Genomic DNA, 19390 nt, shown 5'->3' on the forward strand with positions numbered 1-19390 from the left:
TTCAGCTGAATTGAAAGCGTCTATGTTGACTGAACTCTCCCCTTTCTGGCTGCTGGCATTCGCCGCTGGATGCTGTCTTGTTGCGTTTATGCTGTTGGGTAAGATTTCCCGCTTTGTGCAGCAACTGTTTCGACCTTTTAAAAAAGGCAGAACCTATTGGGCGCGGGTCACTGCGGTCAGCGATGGCGATACCCTCACCCTATACCGTTTTAATTTAAGACGTTCAGAAACCCGCATCCGCTTTGCCTATATTGATGCGCCAGAATCGAGCCAAAGTTATGGTCCGGAAACCCGGCGTCTGGTCAAAACTATGCTGCACCAGAAGGTGGTGCGAGTAAAAATTACCGATATTGATCGCTATGGCCGCCATGTCGGGGTGATTTATCGCTACCGTAAAAATGTCAATGAAGAACTGGTCAAACGTGGCGCCGCCTGGGTCTATGAAGATTATATTCATGATCGCAAGCAGCTGGCGCATATGCGTGCCTTACAGACTCAGGCCAGAGCACGGAAAAAAGGCCTCTGGAAAAGCAGCCGCCCGGTGCGACCAAGTGTCTATCGCAAACAGAATCGTAAATAAAATGCTCAGGTGGATTTTTAAAGTTCGAAGATGATTTAGCTTAATAAGCCCATTGCACCAGCAAACGAAAAGCTCCGGCAATCAGCGCCAACGCCACAAAACCGGCCAGCCAGAGACCAATAAACCACAGCAGCTGTGTACGTTTCATTGCGGCTCCTTGATGACTAAGGGAATAACTGACCTATAATGATGTGCTTCATGTCGATTTTCTTTAATGATAGCCATCATCCCCCACCCGGACTTTATGGCGAAAAATCCAATAGGACATCGCGCTATAACCTAGAATAATCGGAATTAAAACTAGCGCGCCAATGAGGGTAAAACGCTGACTGCTTTCCGGCGCAGCCGCCTGCCAGAAGCTGACCGAGGGCGGAATAATATAAGGCCATAAACTGATTAAAAAGCCGCTATAGGCCAGAAATACCAAGGCCAGCGTATACAAAAACGGCCGAAACTGTTGCCGCTGCCGGCAGGCTTTTAAAGCCAGATAAGTAAAGGTCAGTACCAGTATTGGCACCGGAGAGAAATACAGTAACTGCGGCAGATTAAACCAGCGCTCGGCAATGTGCGGCTGGGTTATCGGGGTATAAATACTGACGGCTGCTAAAACAATCAATAGGCCGATCAGCATCTTCGGCATTAAACGGTACATACGCTGCTGTAGCGCCTGATCGGTTTTAAAAATGAGCCAGCCACAACCTAAAGTGGCGTACAACATTACCACGCCAGCACCAGTAAACAGGCTAAACGGCGTTAACCAGTCCAAGCCATGGCCCGCATATACCCCCTGCTCGGTACGAATACCCTGAATATAAGCGCCCAAAATTACGCCTTGTAAAAAGCTGCTAAAAACAGAGCCACCAATAAAAGCTTTGTCCCACCAGTGTTTGCTGCTGTTGGCCTTAAAACGAAACTCAAAGGCAACACCGCGAAAAATTAAGGCAATTACCATTAAAATGACCGGTAAATACAGGGCGGAAAGTACCGTGGCATAGGCCAAGGGAAAAGCAGCAAACAGGCTGGCGCCTCCCAGTACCATCCAGGTTTCATTGCCATCCCAAATTGGCGCGACGGTATTCATCATGACATCCCGCTCTGCCTGCTCGGGAAAAAATGGAAATAAAATCCCGATGCCCAAATCAAAGCCATCTAACACCACATACATCAGCACCGCGAAGGCAATAATCCCGATCCACAGCAAAGATAAATCTATCATGGCTCCTGCTCCTGTTTGGGGCGCTCGACGGGCGGGTTGATCTGCTCGGTGACACTGCTTAATGGCCGTCTGGAGGCTTGAGTAAGCTCAGCATCAGAGGCTGATGATGGCGCTGAATGAATCAGTTCCGGCCCTTTGTGCATCAGTCTGAGCATGTAATAAATGCCCATCCCAAACACCACAAAATACACCAGTACAAAAATCATCAAACTCAGGCCAACCTGCTCTGCAGATACTGGCGATAAGGCATCTTCGGTGCGTAACACCCCATAGACCACCCACGGCTGGCGGCCGACTTCTGTGGTAAACCAGCCGGCCAATAAGGCAATAAAACCAGAGGGTCCCATCCATAGGGCAAAACGCTGAAAGCGACGATGTTCATATAAACGCTGCCGTTTACATAGCCACAATCCCCACAGCGCCAAAATTAGCATCAACACGCCTAAGCCGACCATAATCCGGAAACTTCAGAACACAATGGTCGAATTGGGCCGATCTTCCGGGGCAAATTCTTTTAAGCCAGTGACGGTGCCATCTAGCGAATGGGTCAGAATTACGCTGCCCAAGTTGGGAATCGCCAGTGCATATTTGGTTTCTTCGGCCTGCATATCGGGAATACCAAACAGATACAGCGGCATGCCTTTCTCATGATTGGTATTCCAATGCCCTTCCATCGCTGCCAGTTTGGCTGGTTGATGTTGCAGGGTATTCAAGCCATGTAAATCGCCCACCAGCACCTGTAAGGGAGTTAAGATCAGCATCAGCCACAGGGCCATCGAAAACGAGGTTTTTACCAGTGCATCCCGACGGCCTTTAAGTAAATGCCAGGCAGCCGTGGCAGCCACCAGCAAAGCAGAGACCAAAAAGGCGGCAATAGCCATATGCGCCAGCCGATACAGGAATGACGGATTAAAGACAATGGCCACCAGTCCTGTGGCACCAGAATGCCATTTTCGATGCTGAAACCTTGCGGAGTTTGCATCCAGCTATTGGCTGATAAAATCCAGAACATGGAAATACAGGTGCCAATTGCGACCATTAAAGTCGAGAAAAAATGTGCTTTAGGTCCCACCCGTCCCCAACCAAACAGCATGATGCCGAGAAAACCCGCTTCCAAAAAGAAAGCGGTGAGCACTTCATAGGCCAATAATGGTCCGGTGACACTGCCGGCGATACGGGAAAATTCACTCCAGTTGGTGCCAAACTGATAGCTCATGACAATGCCAGAAACCACCCCCATGGCAAAGGCGACCGCAAAAATCTTGACCCAGAATTTAAACAGGTCCTGATAAATCGGATTACGACTGCGTAACCAGCGCCATTCCAGAATCGCCAGAAAACTGGCCAGACCAATGGAAATGGCCGGAAAAATGATATGAAATGAAACTGTAAAAGCAAACTGAATCCGGGCCAGTTCCAGCGCGGTAAAACCGAGGGTCATCATGCCACCTTTCAAAAGGTCGAGCTGCGCTCAGGGTGTAGAGTTTTAAATATAGCGTTTTGAATTTTTCTCATCGCGCTTCAGCATAGGACGAAGTTGTATAGGCCTTGTGTAGGCTTTTGATCAAGAATCTTTAAGCGAGTAATTTCTGCAACTGATGAGTTTTTTGGAAGATAGAAGCGCTGATTTTTTATTCTTGCGGTTTATCAGCTGGATAGACAGGACTGGATGAGAGGAATTTTTGTAGTTCAGTTGATTGACCTTAACGCTGCTTAACAAATCTATAGCAATACACGTTGCCCCCTCATCTTTTATCATCTGTTTTTTTGAATCCTTCGCTGGCTTCCCTACTTGAAAAAATTCCGAACAGGCGTACATTGACTTTGTTTTAGTTACCCTGGTTAACTATTTTTTTTATGCCAAGCTCTCCCTTAAAATTTCGTACCGCCTTATTACGCTGCGCACGTCTGTTCAGCGATGAAGTTAATACTCTGTTATTGCCGCATCAGCTTAATTATTCCTTGTGGCAGGTGTTATATGTCATTCATTTAAAACAGCAATGTACCCAGGTTGATATTGCCGCCTATTTAAAGGTGTCCAAACCGAGCATCACCAAACGTATTCGGGTGTTGCTGGACTTGGGTTTAATCCATCAGCTTGAAAGTAGCGATAAACGGCAGAAATGCCTGACTTTTAGCTCTCACGGGCAGGAACTTTTCAAGCATTGTTCAAGCCAGATTGATCAGTTTGAACAGCAGCTGCTGCAGTCTTTTGCAGTTGCGGACATCGCCCATACCCGCGAGATCCTTAATCAGCTGAGTGAACAGTTACAACCGACCCTACAAGGTGAAGACAAATGAGTTCAGCACAAGCACCGCTATGGACCAGAAACTTTATCCTGGTCGGCCTGATCAATTTTCAACTGGTACTGATTTTTTATCTATTGGTGATTGTGATTGTCGGTTATGCCGTGGCGGAATTAAATGCCAGCATTGCCGAAGCCGGTTTAATTTCAGGACTGTTTATTGTCGGCACCTTATTTGGTCGTCTGCTGATAGGCAAATGCCTACAGCGTTTCGGTTATCGTAGCACCCTGCTTTTTGGGCTGACCGGTTTCTTGCTGCTTTCCTTAGGCTATTTTATAGAGATGGGGGTGACTGCCCTGCTCGGCATCCGTTTTATTCATGGCTTTATGATGGGAGTCGCCTCTACCGTACTCGGCACAGTCATCGCACAAACTCTGCCGCCCACCCGCCGTGGTGAAGGTATTGGCTATTACAGCATGAGCAGCACCCTGGGTACGGCGATTGGTCCTTTTGTTGCGATCTGGATGATGCTGCACACCAGTTATCAGACAATTTTTAGCTTATCCAGTGTCTTGGCGCTGGGCTGTCTGGTAGTGGCCTGTTTTATCCGGATGCCGAACCTGGCGCAGCCTAAACCTGCAGCCACCGCGACAGCAGGCAAAGGTTTTGGCTTCTGGACCCAGTATCTGGAAAAGAATGCGCTGCCCATTTCCCTGATTATGCTGTTTGCTTCCATTTGTTATTCCGGCGTGCTGTCATTTATTAACTTTTACGCCAAGGAAATTGATCTGGTCGAAGCCGCGTCCTTATTCTTTTTAATGTATGCAATCGCCATTTTGTTTTCGCGTCCGTTTACCGGGCGGCTTATGGATCGTAAAGGTGAAAATATCATTATGTATCCCGCCTTTATTGTGATGGCGATTGCCCTGTTTTTACTAAGTCAGGCGCATAACTCCAGTATGCTGCTGCTTTGTGCCGGCTTGCTCGGTCTGGGCTATGGCAATATTCAATCGGTCTGTCAGACTATTGCGGTCAAAAGTACCTCACTGGAACGTATGGGACTGGCGACCTCGACCTATTTTATCTGTCTGGATGCAGGGCTGGGCTTCGGGCCGTATTTGATCGGAATCGCGCTGAAATCGGTTAGTTATGTGCAGATGTATTTCTATAGTGCCATCGCCGCGCTGCTGTGTTTAGGCCTGTATTATCTGCTGCATGGTCGTCATGCCCAGCCGGTGCAGCCACAGTTATCACGCTAACGAAAGCAATACGCTTAAAACCGCCGGCCAAAGCGCTGGCGGTATTCCATTGGGGTTAGGCCGGTTTTTTTGCGAAATAAACGCCGGAATGAACTCGGATCTTCATAGCCCACCATTTGCATAATCCGGTCAATCGGCTGCTCGGTTTCTTCCAGCCGTTTTTGCGCAGCTTCAATACGAATAGCCTGCACATACTGATTCGGCGCCACATCTAACACTGCTTTAAAACGGCGAATGAGCGTGCGCGGGCTGATATTAAAGCGCGCCGCCACATCTTCCATATTCAAGTTTTCACTAAAATGCTGCTCCAGCCAATGCTGGATTTCTTTTACCAAACCATCCTGATGTGGCTTGCTCATACGCATCAAGGAATAGGACAACTGGTTGTCACGGCGAAAATCCAGCACAAAGGATTTGGCCGTCTGAATGGCAATTTCAAAGCCATAAAAACGTTCAATTAAATGTAGCCCCAAATCGAACCAGGCCAACCCGCCACCGGCACAATAGACATGATCGGACTGGGTAATCAGGCGATCCGCCTGCAAATGGACCTCCGGATAGCGCTGCTGGAACTGATCTTTAAAACCCCAATGCGTGGTGGCACTGCGGCCCTGTAAAATTCCGGCTTCGGCCAGAAAAAAATTCCCGGTACAGTTTCCGGCAATCAGGCATTGAGCTTGATCGGCCTGTTGCAGAACATTCATGAGAGACTGATTTTTTTCCAGAATCTGCTCGATGGAACCGGCCAAAGTCGGAATCACCAGCAAATCGGCCTGCTGGATTTCACTATAGGCCAGATGCGCCTCAATGCGTAAACCATTACTGCATTGCACCGTTTCTCCCTGTGGCGAGGCAATCTGCACCTGAAACAAACGCTGGATGTCCTGTTTCTGAATCCGGTTCCAGCTAATGCCGGCCAGACTGAATAAATCGGCCACACCGGTTATGGCCGAAGCCAGTGCACCATCATAGGCCAGAATAAAAACCCGCTTCATGCTTTCTTCCCAAATGTCGTTTTTGGCTCCTTGAGTGTCATTATTGACAATTTATCTGCCAATACAAGTCTTGTTAAGCTAAGAGCAATCAATAAAAACAGGTAACGGCATCCCATGACCGCACTCATCAATCAAAAAGATCTGGATTTTTTACTCTATCAGGTATTTTCAGCCGAACAGCTGACCCAGCTGGAACGTTATCAGGAACATGACAAAGCCACCTTCGACAGTATTTTAGATACGGCGCGCGGCATTGCAGCAGACTATTTTGCCCCGCACAATGCCAAAGGCGATGCGCAAGAACCGCATTTTGATGGTACACAGGTACATACCATTGCCGAAGTGAAACAGGCCTGGCAACAGTTTGCCCAGGCCGGTCTGTTATGTGCCCAGCATGATTATGATCAGGGCGGTATGCAGCTTCCCACACTGATTAATATGGCTGCCAATGCCTATTTTATGTCGGCCAATCCTGCCACCGTGGCTTATTCATTTTTAACCGCCGCCGCAGCGAATCTGATTCAGGCCTTCGGTACCGAGCAGCAGAAACAGACCTTTGTCCCGTCGATGTTCAATGGCCGCTTTTCCGGCACCATGGCCATGACCGAGCCGAATGTCGGTTCCTCTCTGGGTGATCTGACCACCAAAGCCATTCCACAAGCTGATGGCAGCTACAAAATTAAAGGCCAGAAAATGTTTATTTCTGGGGGTGATCAGGACATTACTGAAAATATTGTGCATCTGGTGCTGGCGCGGACTCAGGATGCGCCACAAGGTGTCAAAGGCATTTCCCTGTTTATTGTGCCGAAATTCCTGACCAATGAAGATGGCACGCTGGGTGAACGCAATGATGTCAAACTGGCTGGCCTGTTACATAAAATGGGCTATCGCGGGACAACATCGACTGTGCTGAATTTTGGTGAAAATAACCAATGCTTAGGCTATTTGATTGGTGAAGCTGGTCAGGGCCTGAAATATATGTTCAAAATGATGAACGAGGCGCGTGTCGGTGTTGGGCTGGGCGCCGCGATGATCGGTTATCGCGGTTATTTGGAATCGCTGGAATATGCCAGAAACCGTCCGCAAGGCCGACTGGCCAGTGAAAAAAATAGCGACAGCAAACCGGTCAATATTATTGAACATAGCGATGTGAAACGGATGTTGTTAGCGCAAAAGGCCTATGTAGAAGGAGCTTTGGCATTGTGCCTGTTTGCCGCGCGACTGATTGATGAACATCAGGCGGGTGGCTCGGAAGATAGCGCCATTCTGCTCGACCTGATCACGCCTGTGGTCAAATCCTTCCCGTCTGCCTATGGTCCGAAAGCCAATGATCTAGCAATTCAGGTACTTGGCGGTGCCGGCTATACCCGTGATTATCCGGTAGAACAGTATTATCGGGATAACCGCTTAAATCCGATTCATGAAGGCACTTTTGGTATTCAGTCACTGGATTTACTCGGGCGTAAATTATGGCAGCACAATGGCAAAGGCTTAAATCTGCTAATGCAACGCATCAACACCACGCTGGAACAGATTCAGCATCCGGCCATTCTGGATCTGTCCAGCAAATTCTGCAAACATCTGGCTACGGTACAAAGCACCACACAAAAACTGGGACAGGCGCTTATGCAAGGTCAAACCAATGAGGCTTTGGCCAATTCTGCCCTGTATTTAGATATGATGGCTAAAGTGATTATTTCCTGGTTATGGCTGGATATGGCCAACAAGGCGCAACAGCAGTTTGGCCAGTCTGAGTTGGCAGAAGATCAGCAATTTTTAGCAGGCAAGTTGCAAGCGGCGCGCTATTTCATTCGCTGGGAATTACCGGAAATTGAACATCAGGCCAAATTACTCAGTGAATTTGATGATACCTGCCTGTCGATGCACAGTGACTGGTTTTAAAACCGGATGATGGAAAGCAGGTTTTAAATATCTACCTTCTAAAGAAAATCCCCATGTAGTTTATTACATGGGGATTTTTTATATACTTCTAGAATGCAGATGCCGTTTAGAATTGTGCATTCAAGACATTGGCCGCCACTTTACCCTGCCACAATTCACGTAGGGTCGGTAAATAGAATTTTTCACCCAGCTCGACCAGTTCTGCATCAATTTGCGCATGAACTTCATGCATAAACAGATAGTCCAGCTCTACCGTCGCCAATTGGCTTTGTGATTTTTTATAGTCCTGACGTTTTTGCTGTGCTTGCTTCACCAAACGGTCTGCAAAAGCGCGATCTTTATATTTCGCAATAGCATTTAAACGCAGCTCAATCAGGCCCCAACCACTGAGCAGCAATTTAAACAATTCCAGATCTGCCGTGGTTGATTCCCAGGTCATGTCTTCCAGGTTTTCATTTTCAGGCAGCACCGGCAGCAGCAACTCCATCACACTTGGGAAAATTTTCTTAAAATTTAAAATAAATTTAACAGGATGCTCACCCGGATAATCGGTAAATTGCACCTTTTTCTGAACATCCGTTAAATAGATATCAAGCATTGAAAATTTTCCTAGATAGATTGCTGTTTTACAAAGCTTTATTTCTTAGCTTGTAAAACTGTAATAAAAAACGAATCGCATTTTAGCAATTATGACATCTTATTCAATGTTATTTAAGCCATGTGTCTACATGAGGACGGCTTTAGCTCTAAAATTCTTCAATCTGGAAAGATGACTTTAAACGGTTCGAAGGCTTTTAACTTTTTAAAAACTTTGATTCGGGGCTAGTAGATGGTTCTTTTCTTTATTGGGTTCTTGAGTTTGAATCTTATATTAATCAACATCTAGTTAGTAGTTCAATAAGCACGAACACTCCATATTAAAATGACACACTGTTTGCCTTCAATGCACTCTCCTCTATTATGCTGAGATATCTCAGACTTAAAAAATAACGATGCTTTTTCTTATTGCGATCCTATTTTTAGTTTTTATTCTCTATTACTACAGACTTGATCAGGCCAGCGCGACGAGCAGCGAGTTTGTATTCTACCTTTGCCTTTCATTAATCCTCCTCTGCATCGTGAACACCTGGCGTGTGTTGACTTAAGCATCGAGTAAGCATCAAAAAAACCTTCTCATCTCCCAGCGATCACAACACTGCGTATAGCGTGACCCTCTAGTTATACCTATATTTTTTCCTTTCACAAGCGGTTCATAGTACAGGTATATCATCACGGGATTAAAAAAATTAATGTGAGATGTATCGTGAAATACGGAATTTTAATTGTTCTACTGTTAAGCTGTGTAGTCAGCAGTGGCCTGAGTTTCTGGGTTGGATTCAAGGCAGATGATTCATTATTATTGATCATTGGCGGACTGCTCATTTTTGCATCAATCTTGATTGCCCTTGAAATTAAAAAAGTCAAAAAAGATCCGTTCTAAGCCAAGCCGGCAATTTTTCTATGCTCTATGGATGCGGGTATAGCGCCTATTCACGCTCTTTTAGACAATCCTGACAGCGCCGAATTTCTTCATCATCACCCGTGTATTCGACTTCAGTTGCGCCATGAAAGCTAAACAGACAAAGAAGGAACTGGATCATAATATTCTACTCTTAATAATCGGCCTCCTGTTCTGGAGGACGGCGTTGGGAGAAAATCAGAAGTTAGCCCTGATACAAATTTTATATAAATAGAAATTTTACAAGTTGTCATAATATGACATTCATAAAAATTAACATTCATTTAAATTATCTCATTTCGATAATCTAAATAAAAAATTACCCACTAAACCCAGAAGTCCTGAATAACGACTTTGTGGATGCTTTCATCGAAATCCGTATTGGATAGATTTAAGTTTTTGTTCTTAATATTGATATAACAATAACTTGCTGCAAGTCCTGCACCAATCAAAGCTAATAGTTTCATTGCTCACCTCACCTATTGGAAGATCTGGATTTAAACTATCATTCAAATTTGTAGCTTTCACATTCAATTTTGATCATTTTTTGTACAGATTGTAATTTCCGGAGCAATGTATAAAGCCATAAAAAAGCCCACCAGTGGGTTGAGCTTTTTAGGTCTTGACCAAGAGAAAGAAGCAATAGGGATGAGCGCTGTTAATACTCTTGATCTAAACCATTGCTACACGTTTCATTCTCTTCTTCATCGAGCAGGTAGTCGATTTCAGTCACCTCATGCAGGCCAAATAAAGTGAATAGAAGATGGAGCATAATTTTCTCCTCAAAAAAAATGCCTCCCTAGAGGAGGAGGCAGTAAAAAAAGAAACTACAGCGATAGATTCTGCTGGAAATTATATATAAATTTATAATTTATATATTTGCATAATATTACATATTTTATGCCAAAAATTAGCCAACCCAGTCTACTTTGAATGAATTGTTAATAGAAAATTATTATAATTTTAAGTTGAATTTCAAAGTTAAGAGGACTTCTTATTCGGTGATCAGCAGAATATCTAGAATCCCTTAATTAACGTAAGTAAATGACTGCCCTTTTTGCCTAGATTCACTATTGGAGCCGGTTTTATACCAGCCATAAAAAGGCTCACCTGTTTCCAGATGAGCCTACCGATGGATCCGAAGAAAATATTCAGATTATCCCACCCTTAAAGATGCATGGTCACACCCAGCTGAAAAGCGCGGCCCGGTAACGGCGCAATATATTTCAGGGGCGAATTATGTGGACGTGCCTCTTCATCCAGCAGGTTTGATCCATTCATAAACACATCAAAACTGGCATTTTTTAAAGTCACTTTTTTACGAATATCCAGATCCATCAGGTTGTATGCCGGCAGTGGCACTTCCTCTGACACATTTTTTCCTAAATATCGCGGTTGATCATAATAAATACTTGCCAGACGCGCTGACCAATCGGCGCGTGTCCATTCAATGTGGGCACCATAACGATTGGTCGGCATATTCGGCAAATACACGCCATCATTACTTAAACGCAAACTTTCCGGATTAGTGGCCTTATTTTTAACCAGATCAGCAAAACCACCGACCTGTACCTCACCAAAATGGTCTAAATCAAAAGTGTAGTTCATATCCACCTCAAAACCATTCACTTTAGTATCGGTTTGCTTCCAGTACTTCAGCGGTAAACGGTTTCTCATGGATGAACCGGAATGCGACAAATAAAAATAATCTTCAAAATCCATTTGATATAAAGCTACAGCGATATTCGCAGCATCCCAGTTCACATGCGTGATTAATTCCAGCCCCTGCATTTTTTCTTTGTTCAATGCCTGATTGCCTTCCTCCTGCGTCATAACCGAATAATGCGGATTGCTGGCATACAGCTCATTAATTTCAGGAGCCCGTTCTGACTTGGAATATTGCAGCCTAAAGTCCAGATAATCGGTCGCTTTAAAATTCGAACCGACATAAAAACTATTTAGAGCAAAAGATTTATTTTTTAGGGTGCTATTGGCCGCATTACGCGCCAGTTTAAAACTCTGATCCTGAATCTCATGCTGAACGTTCTCATGACGATAACCGGCATCCACTGAAAACCGCTCCCAATCCAATTTTTCCTGGATAAATACTGCCTGGGTTGTGGTTTTGACATTAGGGAGATAGCGCTGTGTTCCTGAACCGTTAACATCACGCACATTCAAAGCAGTGCCAATTTCACCGCTCAAATTTTTATAAGGCATCTGCTTTAGTACCAGTTCGGCAGCATGGCTATCAAACTGATATTCATTGGCTTTGCTTGCACCAATATATTCACCCGAGCGATTGGATAATTTTGATGCCTGAATTTGGAGATGATCAAGTACAGGCAGTGGGTCCCTGAGTAACGCATCAACCGCAAAACGGTTCTGTTTAATCTGCACCGTGACCGGCAAGCTATCATCATAAGCGCTCTGGAAAGATTTATTTTCCATTGAGAAACCCGGCACACCATAATCACTGGTTTTATAATCGGCACTAATTCCAATATAGCCATTGTCTAAAAAGTAAGTACTCCCGATTGCCATATTTTCATTTCTGGCATAGCTATTGCCCAGTTTTTTCTGATAATTGGGCGTAACATCCTGATTGGTTCGGCTTTCCACATATTTTGGCGTATTGGGCACATAATCCGGGTTGGGATCATTGATAAATTCCCGGTAGGCGCCATTCACATAGCGGGTTAAAACCGCTTGATCAGTATATTTGGCCGACTCCAAGCCATCATAATAATCATAAAAATGCTGAGGATTCTGGGCGATATCTTCTAAAACATGCTTATTTAAATATTGATGATGTGCCTTATTAAAGACCTGTTCAATTCTGGCATCGCGCTGGCAGGCGCTTGCCAAAGCAGAATCAATCCCACCTCGCTCCGAGATAATCGCTGTATCACAGACGGCTGCTTTGCTCTTTCCGGGAATTTTATAAGATGAAATCTGTTGGGTAGAAAACTGGATATTGGTGCTCAGATTTTCCTGATTATTGACATTAATGCGAATACCATGCCCGCTAAAATCGTTAAAGCCCTTTTTATATACCACATCGACATTGGCACTTTTCTCTTCCAGCATTTTTGAAATGATGCCCGAATCTATATCCACATAACCACCAATCGCCTGTCCGCCATAACGTACAGTATTGGTCCCTTTATGTACGGTCACGCTTTTAGTAAATAGTGGATCAAATGGAATATTAATATCACCGCTGATAGCATTCATTCCATTGATCGCCTGACCATTCTCCAGAATCCCGACCCGATGACCGCTCAAACTGCGTATCACTGGTGCCCCCGAATTGGGACCGAATGCGCTACTTTGCACGCCAGACATATGTTTAACAGCATCGCCCAAGGTATTGGCTGTTTCAATGCGTTCTTTAGGCGCAATGTTCAGGTTCTTGTCAGTATCATCCCCCTGAAAAATAAGTGGTTCCAGAATTGTAATCGGCTCTTCAGCCTGTGCCTGTTGCATCGCCAATAAAATTAAAGTCATGAGTGTGCTGTATTTCATGCGAGCCCCCTTTTAAAAAGTGTTATGATATAACATAACTTTATGTCTATTTAAAAAATTATTCTGGTTTTTCTGGCAGATCGAGAAAATGCAGCAACTCAATTGAGAGGAAGAAAAATGGGGGAATTGAAATATTTTGAATTCTTAGATTCTTAAAAAAAGAAAAAACCATCTAACACGAAGTTAAATGGTTTTTAGAACCCGCTCAACAGCCAAAGCTCATTAGAGCTTTTTCCAGGTCATGGCACTGGTTGTATTGCTCTGTTGCGCTTTACCAAATACTTTCATCTGGTCTTTAGCATCATTCAATTGCGCTTCAATGGTATAGGTCCGGCCATCCTGGGTATTCAGCCATTGACCTTGCTTAAACTGCTTATGGTTGCCGGTCATGCCTTTCAGCACTTCCATACCAAAAATCGGCTGGTTCTTTAAAGCCCCTTCACATTTGCCACAAACGTCCGGATTCACCGCTCCCGCCGCCGGATAATGCTTGCTCACTACTGCACTATACTGCTGTGTTTTGGAGTTTTTACGAATCACAATTTCCGACACATAATACCCGGTTCGATCATCAATCACTTTCCATGTCCCGATTAAAGGATCAAACGGCATTGCCACTACAGTTTTGGTTAAACCCGCCAATAGAGCCGCAGCCCCCAACAATCTAAAATTCATAAGCAAAAAGAGTTTCAAAAGAGTCAATAAAGAAATGAGATACGCTTCCCAGCGGCCTGAATTATATTCATTTTCCTAAATTAAATCATAATAATTTCATAAATTTTAAATATCTATGTGGTATTTAGATCCAATTTTTGCTAGATACTTCACATTTCTTTTCCAGAATTTTAGCAATTCTTTTTATTGTCACATTCAGGGCTTATGATGCAGTCAAGGTCATTAAAAACGAGAAGATGGCCTGTAATAACTAAGTAGCGCAAACTAACCCAGCATATAGCAATCCATATGTTGGGTTTTCTTTTATAGGTACTTTGCACTTTCATGCACAGGTTCTGATGGAAAAATAGTTGTGATGAAGCAAAATTTTTTAGCCCACCGAGATGGCTGCTCATATTCCATCCCGGTAGATGCAACACTTATTTCGCATTCGGTGAAACCATATTTTCTGGTCGTACCACGTCATCAAACTGTTCAGCAGTGACCAGATTCAGCTCCACCGCCACCTGTTTTAAGGTTTTCCCTTCTTTATAGGCCGTTTTCGCGACTTTGGCAGCATTTTCATAACCAATTACCGGATTCAGTGCTGTCACCAACATCAGCGAGTTATGCAGGAAATGATCAATCTTGTCACGGTTCGGTTCAATTCCGACAGCGCAGTGATCGTTAAAGCTGTTGCAGGCATCTCCCAATAACTGAATCGACTGTAACAGGTTATAGGCAATCACTGGCATAAATACGTTTAGCTCGAAATTCCCTGAAGCCCCAGCCACATTAATTGTCGTATCATTACCCAGCACTTGCGCCACCACCATGGTCATGGCTTCACTCTGGGTCGGATTGACCTTGCCCGGCATAATGCTTGAACCCGGTTCATTTTCCGGAATGCGGATTTCACCAAAACCACAGCGCGGCCCACTGGCCAGCCAGCGTATATCATTGGCAATTTTATTTAAGCTCACAGCCAGAGTTTTTAAGGCACCGGAAGCAAATACCGCAGCATCACGTCCAGCCAAAGCTTCAAACTTGTTCGGCGCAGTAACGAAAGCCAAACCGGTCAGGCTGGCCAGTTGCTGTGCGGCTTTTTCAGCATAGTCCGGATGGGCATTTAAACCGGTTCCTACGGCGGTGCCACCCAACGGCAGTTCATATAAACCGTCCAGGGCCTGATGCAAACGTTTCAAACCATGATCGAGCTGCGAGACATAGCCGCTAAATTCCTGCCCTAGGGTTAAAGGCGTTGCGTCCTGTAAATGGGTACGGCCAATTTTCACAATATCGGCAAAGGCATCGCTTTTGGCCTGCAAGGTATCTCTTAAACGGGTCACTGCCGGAATTAAGAGTTCATTGATCTGTAAACTGGCAGCCACATGAATCGCGGTCGGGAAAGAATCGTTGGTTGATTGGGCACGGTTCACATGGTCATTCGGATGGACTGGCTTTTGTGCACCCAGCGGATTGCCGAGTTTCTGGTTAGCAATATTGGCAATCACTTCATTACAGTTCATATTGCTTTGCGTGCCCGAACCGGTCTGCCATACCACCAGCGGAAACTGGCTATCCCATTTGCCTTCAATCACTTCTTCAGCTGCATCAACAATATAGTGCGACAGTTCTTGAGGAATCTGGTTCAGTTCTGCATTGGTCATGGCCGCGGCTTTTTTCACTAAGCCCATGGCGCGAATCATGGGACGAGGTAAACGTTCCTGCCCGATTTTAAAATTCTGTAAGCTGCGCTGAGTCTGTGCACCCCACATGGCCTCACTCGGGACTTCAACTTCGCCCATGGTGTCGTGTTCGATACGTGTTTGCATACTCAACCTCTATCTATTCTTGCTGTTCTCAATGCTGTTATAACGCTGCCCTGAGGCAGCGGCTATGGCGAATATAGTCATCTTAGGTCAGGCGGATAAAATTGTAAATGATAATTATTATCATTATTAAATTTATCATTGCCCGCGCAAGGTGTGCTGATAAAAGCGCCATTCATCTTCTAGCATCTGCTGAATCGAGCGTTTCGGCTGCCAGCCCAGTACCTCTTTGGCTTTACTAATATCGGCCGCGACCTGATCCAGTTCAGCATAGGGATATACATCAGCATCGACCGTTTTAATTTCAGTGCCGGTGACGCTCGAAATTTCATTTAACAGTTGCTGGATCGAAATCGCCTCGCCGGCAATATTAAAGGCTTCACAAACATGCTGTTGCTGGAATAGCCATTGCAGGGTTAAAGATACGGCCTCACAACAATCCAGTACATGCAGGAAACTACGCTCTACAGTCTTGTCTTCAGTTTGGGCCTGCTTGCGCAGCTCGATAAATTCGCGTTGCTGCGCCCCGACCTGCATCGCCAGGGGTACAATATTTTTTGGCAGTGGCGGTACCATCTCACCCAGTACCCCATGTTCAAAGGCACCAGCAATATTGCCCAAGCGCAATAAGGCAATTTTCCATTCATTGTCAGTTTTAAAGGTATCCTGAATAATTTCCTCAGCCATCTGCTGAGATTTGATATACGGATTTGGATAGGCATACTGAAATGGCAGATCTTCTTTCAGTTGCAGGCTGGATTGACCATACACGGTTAAGCTGGATAAATGCGCCAGCACACGTACCCCGGTACGCTGCATGGCACGCAGCAAACTCATGATACAGCTGACATTATCATTATAATATTCAAGCGGTTTCAGGACCGATTCTTCCAGCGATTTAAAGCTGGCCGTATGCACCACTGCATCGACCGAATACTGTTCAAAGACTTTATTTAAGGCCGGGGTGTTACGAATATCAATTTTGGCAAAAGGCACATACATGCCCGAAATATATTCAAGTCGTTCTAAGGTTTGTAAATTGGCATTGGATAAATTGTCGACAATAATGACTTCTTGCCCTTGAGCCATCAGACTTAATGCAATATGCGAGCCTATAAAGCCTAAACCACCAGTCACTAAAATCATTGTATACTACCTTTTTCTTATGAAGTCTGAATGCCCCCTGTGTTGCGGGAACATTTCATTAGTGAATTTTGATGAGTACCTTATTACTAATTACCTCCGCGCCGACCTCGATTCATGCCTGGCATGCGTTGGGTCTGGCTCAAGCCTTGCAGAGCAAGAATGAAGATTTCCGGGTGTTCTTCTATCAGGACGCTGTTATGGTCGCTAACGATTTACAATGGCTACCCGATGATCAGCGACAGTTAAAATCGGAATGGCAAAAACTGTCGATTCGTTTGCCGGTTTGTGTCAGTGCGGCACTGTTACGCGGGATTACCGATCAGGACAATGCCAAACGTCATCAACTTCATCAACACAATTTAGCCGCGGGCTTTGAATTGGTTGGTCTGGGCGAACTTGCCGATGCAGTGCAATCTGCAGATCGCCTTCTTCAATTCTAAGTGGTTCTATTTGAGAATTTGTTGCATTTAAAAGGTAAATTGTGTGAAAACTGTACTCGTCATTTTAAGCCAGGCCAATTTAAGCAGCCAGCAGGTACATGAAAGCCTGTCTGCGACTATGGTACTGGCCACTTTTGGCTGTGAAGTCAAAGTGTTATTACAGGATGCTGCCCTAAGTCTGCTCAAAAGCGATTTGGCTTTTGACCAGCTCAAACACGCCTTCAAGCTGGCCTCGAATATGGTCGAAAGTTTTGAGTTTTATGATTTAAGCCCGATTCTGGTAGAACACCAGCATCAACATTCAGCTTATGTCAGCCAGTCGCAGCAGGAAATCGAGTTTATTGAACTGAATGCGGACTTTATCCAGCGTTTTGACCACGTGCTGTACTGGTAAGCCGGAAGGAATCTGTTATGTCACAAAATACTTTATATCTGCTGCAATCCGGCTTCCATACTACCCCGGCCATGCTGGACAAAGTTTCACGTCTGTATAGTGAAGGCGATGCAGTGGTGCTGATGGGTGATGCAGTATTGGCCATTGATCACCCATTTTGTCAGCAATGCGGCACCCTGTTTGCACTGGAGCATGATCTAGAGCTGCTGGTCCAGCCATTGCCTGCCCATCTGCACAGTTTAAACTATGCTACCTTTGCCGAGCTGTGTCTGGCTTATAGCCGTTGTATCTCTTTAAAATAAACAAGCTTTGAGTGTGTTATGAATCTTGAACTGGACCAAGATGGTCATTTGGTCGATTACACCATCTGGAATGAAACTGTAGCGCAAGAGCTGGCCAAAAGCCTAGAGCTGGAACTGGAAGATTGGCATTTTGAAATTTTGCAGGCTGTGCGCCAGTTTTATCAGCAGTTTGGTCATTCTCCGGCGACCCGCCCGTTAATCAAGTTTCTGATGAAAACGGTCAGCCCTGAGATTAACAATGCCCTCTTGCAAGAGCGTTTTAACACCGGACTGGTGGCGCGGCACTTAAGTCGTCTGGCCGGTATTCCCAAACCGGCGAATTGCCTGTAATTGGAGGAAGATTCATCTGTTCAGAGGTTTAGCGCTGTAGATGAATCTGATTTCACACTGATTATGCGTTTTAGAAATGAATCTGATCGAGATGCGTTTCAATAATTCTTAACCAGGCCCGGGTGGCTGGACTCATGGCGACTGTCGTATTCCAGGCCATTCGCAAGGTCCAGTTCAGCTCAGGCTGGCACAAGCGGCTGATCTGATAATGCTCGGCCGGCAACTGCTCACAATAAACCTGAGGCAGCAGTGCAATTCCCACGCCGGAATCCACCATTTTGGCAATAAAATCCCACTGGCTGCTTTTACAGACAATTTTCGGTTCAAAACCCAGCTGCTGTGCGGCCTGTAGAATCATCTGGTTTAAAGTAAAGCTGTCGGCAAACAGTAAAAAAGACTCATCTTTCAGTTCCAGCAACGACACCGTTTCGCGTCCCTGCCATGCAGAATTCCGGGCAGATAACAAACACAGTGGCGAATCCATAATTGGAATTCCGCCCAATGCCGGTTTTAAATGACCGAGTACAATCCCGACATCAATCTGTTTATCCAGAATAGCGGCTTCAATCCCGCTGGCACCTACCTCTAAAAAGCTCAGTTCAATAGCCGGGTACTGCTGATGAAACTTGGCAATTAACCGGCTTAATAGCACCGAACCCAAGGGCGGCAAACCCAGCGTCAATTTACCGCGTTCCAGTGCACGAACTTCCGCCACCGAATCATAAATCGCCTGCTCCAGTTGCAGCATTTGTAGCGCATGCTGATAAATCTGCTCGCCCAGGTAAGTCAATTGCACTTCACGTTTACGCCCAGCTTCACCTTTATGAAACAGCGCAGTGCCCAACTCATCTTCCAGCCCCCGAATGGCCTTGCTAATTGTAGGCTGGGTCAGACACAAAGCATCTGCTGTGCGGGTAAAACTTTGCAATTGCACCAGTTTGACCAGTATTTTCAGACTTTTTAAATCCACCATCATTCCCAATAGGCATAATTATTTTTTTATTATTCATAATCATCCAGACAGGTCAAATCTAAAATACAGTCGTGTTTAACCTTTAGGGCAATTC

At 45.1% G+C, this 19390-nt stretch carries 17 protein-coding genes and 1 pseudogene; 8 read left to right on the forward strand and 10 right to left on the reverse strand.

The genetic code is table 11. The annotated features are described in order from the left end of the window. Nucleotides 1–22: 22 nt before the first annotated feature. Nucleotides 23–580 (forward strand): thermonuclease family protein, encoded by a 558-nt coding sequence (locus tag GA693_RS05435; protein ID WP_160241272.1) that lies wholly within the window; start codon nucleotides 23–25, stop codon nucleotides 578–580. A gap of 40 nt (nucleotides 581–620) precedes the next feature. Here the strand turns inward: GA693_RS05435 and GA693_RS05440 are convergent, their stop codons facing one another. The 3 genes and pseudogenes from GA693_RS05440 to GA693_RS05450 form a co-directional block, all read right to left on the reverse strand. Continuing rightward, nucleotides 621–728: a hypothetical protein gene (locus tag GA693_RS05440; RefSeq protein ID WP_005178219.1), complete on the reverse strand. Its 108-nt coding sequence runs from the start codon at nucleotides 726–728 to the stop codon at nucleotides 621–623. A 63-nt stretch (nucleotides 729–791) separates the two neighbouring features. Then, nucleotides 792–1796: a cytochrome d ubiquinol oxidase subunit II gene (cydB, locus tag GA693_RS05445; protein ID WP_160241271.1), complete on the reverse strand. Its 1005-nt coding sequence runs from the start codon at nucleotides 1794–1796 to the stop codon at nucleotides 792–794. Then, nucleotides 1793–3237 (reverse strand): annotated as a pseudogene (locus tag GA693_RS05450) (cytochrome ubiquinol oxidase subunit I). The gene cydB and the pseudogene GA693_RS05450 overlap by 4 nt, the downstream one beginning before the upstream one ends. A gap of 416 nt (nucleotides 3238–3653) precedes the next feature. Between GA693_RS05450 and GA693_RS05455 the strand changes: the two are divergent. Both GA693_RS05455 and GA693_RS05460 read left to right on the forward strand, forming a co-directional pair. Further along, complete coding sequence (locus GA693_RS05455) at nucleotides 3654–4097, forward strand: MarR family winged helix-turn-helix transcriptional regulator (protein WP_104487291.1); 444 nt, start codon at nucleotides 3654–3656, stop codon at nucleotides 4095–4097. Next, a complete protein-coding gene (locus tag GA693_RS05460; protein ID WP_160241270.1) occupies nucleotides 4094–5302 on the forward strand; it encodes an MFS transporter in 1209 nt (402 codons plus the stop codon). The genes GA693_RS05455 and GA693_RS05460 overlap by 4 nt, the downstream gene beginning before the upstream one ends. 14 nt (nucleotides 5303–5316) lie before the next feature. Here the strand turns inward: GA693_RS05460 and GA693_RS05465 are convergent, their stop codons facing one another. After that, complete coding sequence (locus tag GA693_RS05465; protein ID WP_016658064.1) at nucleotides 5317–6297, reverse strand: GlxA family transcriptional regulator; 981 nt, start codon at nucleotides 6295–6297, stop codon at nucleotides 5317–5319. 114 nt (nucleotides 6298–6411) lie between these two features. On the opposite strand from GA693_RS05465, the gene GA693_RS05470 reads away from it, so the two are divergent. After that, nucleotides 6412–8199 (forward strand): acyl-CoA dehydrogenase, encoded by a 1788-nt coding sequence (locus tag GA693_RS05470; RefSeq protein WP_160241269.1) that lies wholly within the window; start codon nucleotides 6412–6414, stop codon nucleotides 8197–8199. A gap of 106 nt (nucleotides 8200–8305) precedes the next feature. On the opposite strand, the gene GA693_RS05475 is transcribed toward GA693_RS05470, so the two are convergent. The 5 genes from GA693_RS05475 to GA693_RS05495 all read right to left on the reverse strand — a co-directional run bounded on the left by GA693_RS05475 (nucleotide 8306) and on the right by GA693_RS05495 (nucleotide 16857). Beyond that, the gene (locus GA693_RS05475) at nucleotides 8306–8797 is read right to left on the reverse strand and encodes a hypothetical protein (RefSeq protein WP_104471392.1); all 492 of its coding nucleotides are present in this window, start codon (nucleotides 8795–8797) and stop codon (nucleotides 8306–8308) included. Nucleotides 8798–10864: 2067 nt separating this feature from the next. Beyond that, nucleotides 10865–13225: a TonB-dependent receptor gene (locus GA693_RS05480; RefSeq protein WP_160241268.1), complete on the reverse strand. Its 2361-nt coding sequence runs from the start codon at nucleotides 13223–13225 to the stop codon at nucleotides 10865–10867. A 222-nt stretch (nucleotides 13226–13447) separates the two neighbouring features. Then, nucleotides 13448–13900 carry a DUF2147 domain-containing protein gene (locus tag GA693_RS05485; RefSeq protein ID WP_160241267.1) on the reverse strand — a complete coding sequence of 151 codons (453 nt, stop codon included), beginning with the start codon at nucleotides 13898–13900 and terminating at the stop codon, nucleotides 13448–13450. A gap of 419 nt (nucleotides 13901–14319) precedes the next feature. Beyond that, nucleotides 14320–15714, reverse strand: a complete 1395-nt coding sequence (gene fumC / locus GA693_RS05490) for a class II fumarate hydratase (protein ID WP_016658056.1) — start codon at nucleotides 15712–15714, stop codon at nucleotides 14320–14322. Between the two features lie 135 nt (nucleotides 15715–15849). After that, nucleotides 15850–16857: an SDR family NAD(P)-dependent oxidoreductase gene (locus tag GA693_RS05495; protein WP_160241266.1), complete on the reverse strand. Its 1008-nt coding sequence runs from the start codon at nucleotides 16855–16857 to the stop codon at nucleotides 15850–15852. A 71-nt stretch (nucleotides 16858–16928) separates the two neighbouring features. On the opposite strand from GA693_RS05495, the gene tusD reads away from it, so the two are divergent. Genes tusD through GA693_RS05515 form a run of 4 tightly spaced genes read left to right on the forward strand, consistent with a single transcriptional unit; the run spans nucleotide 16929 to nucleotide 18323 of the window. Further along, nucleotides 16929–17297, forward strand: a complete 369-nt coding sequence (gene tusD, locus GA693_RS05500; protein WP_005178259.1) for a sulfurtransferase complex subunit TusD — start codon at nucleotides 16929–16931, stop codon at nucleotides 17295–17297. Between the two features lie 43 nt (nucleotides 17298–17340). Further along, nucleotides 17341–17691, forward strand: a complete 351-nt coding sequence (locus GA693_RS05505; protein WP_005178260.1) for a hypothetical protein — start codon at nucleotides 17341–17343, stop codon at nucleotides 17689–17691. Between the two features lie 17 nt (nucleotides 17692–17708). Further along, nucleotides 17709–17993: a DsrH/TusB family sulfur metabolism protein gene (locus tag GA693_RS05510; protein WP_016658053.1), complete on the forward strand. Its 285-nt coding sequence runs from the start codon at nucleotides 17709–17711 to the stop codon at nucleotides 17991–17993. A gap of 18 nt (nucleotides 17994–18011) precedes the next feature. Next, complete coding sequence (locus GA693_RS05515) at nucleotides 18012–18323, forward strand: TusE/DsrC/DsvC family sulfur relay protein (protein WP_005178263.1); 312 nt, start codon at nucleotides 18012–18014, stop codon at nucleotides 18321–18323. A gap of 70 nt (nucleotides 18324–18393) precedes the next feature. On the opposite strand, the gene GA693_RS05520 is transcribed toward GA693_RS05515, so the two are convergent. Further along, complete coding sequence (locus GA693_RS05520) at nucleotides 18394–19293, reverse strand: LysR substrate-binding domain-containing protein (protein WP_171502406.1); 900 nt, start codon at nucleotides 19291–19293, stop codon at nucleotides 18394–18396. Nucleotides 19294–19390: the final 97 nt, after the last annotated feature.

The sequence above is a fragment of the Acinetobacter indicus genome (assembly GCF_009914475.1).
Classification (GTDB): Bacteria; Pseudomonadota; Gammaproteobacteria; order Pseudomonadales; family Moraxellaceae; genus Acinetobacter; species Acinetobacter indicus.

Excerpts from the sequence above, each read along its gene's own strand:
- GA693_RS05435 (WP_160241272.1), top strand. The coding sequence starts at position 23 with ATGTTGACTGAACTCTCCCCTTTCTGGCTGCTGGCATTCGCCGCTGGA.
- GA693_RS05495 (WP_160241266.1), bottom strand. The coding sequence starts at position 16,857 with ATGATTTTAGTGACTGGTGGTTTAGGCTTTATAGGCTCGCATATTGCA.
- GA693_RS05460 (WP_160241270.1), top strand. The coding sequence starts at position 4,094 with ATGAGTTCAGCACAAGCACCGCTATGGACCAGAAACTTTATCCTGGTC.
- tusD (WP_005178259.1), top strand. The coding sequence starts at position 16,929 with ATGAGTACCTTATTACTAATTACCTCCGCGCCGACCTCGATTCATGCC.
- GA693_RS05480 (WP_160241268.1), bottom strand. The coding sequence starts at position 13,225 with ATGAAATACAGCACACTCATGACTTTAATTTTATTGGCGATGCAACAG.
- GA693_RS05455 (WP_104487291.1), top strand. The coding sequence starts at position 3,654 with ATGCCAAGCTCTCCCTTAAAATTTCGTACCGCCTTATTACGCTGCGCA.
- cydB (WP_160241271.1), bottom strand. The coding sequence starts at position 1,796 with ATGATAGATTTATCTTTGCTGTGGATCGGGATTATTGCCTTCGCGGTG.
- GA693_RS05470 (WP_160241269.1), top strand. The coding sequence starts at position 6,412 with ATGACCGCACTCATCAATCAAAAAGATCTGGATTTTTTACTCTATCAG.
- fumC (WP_016658056.1), bottom strand. The coding sequence starts at position 15,714 with ATGCAAACACGTATCGAACACGACACCATGGGCGAAGTTGAAGTCCCG.
- GA693_RS05475 (WP_104471392.1), bottom strand. The coding sequence starts at position 8,797 with ATGCTTGATATCTATTTAACGGATGTTCAGAAAAAGGTGCAATTTACC.
- GA693_RS05510 (WP_016658053.1), top strand. The coding sequence starts at position 17,709 with ATGTCACAAAATACTTTATATCTGCTGCAATCCGGCTTCCATACTACC.
- GA693_RS05485 (WP_160241267.1), bottom strand. The coding sequence starts at position 13,900 with ATGAATTTTAGATTGTTGGGGGCTGCGGCTCTATTGGCGGGTTTAACC.
- GA693_RS05465 (WP_016658064.1), bottom strand. The coding sequence starts at position 6,297 with ATGAAGCGGGTTTTTATTCTGGCCTATGATGGTGCACTGGCTTCGGCC.
- GA693_RS05440 (WP_005178219.1), bottom strand. The coding sequence starts at position 728 with ATGAAACGTACACAGCTGCTGTGGTTTATTGGTCTCTGGCTGGCCGGT.
- GA693_RS05515 (WP_005178263.1), top strand. The coding sequence starts at position 18,012 with ATGAATCTTGAACTGGACCAAGATGGTCATTTGGTCGATTACACCATC.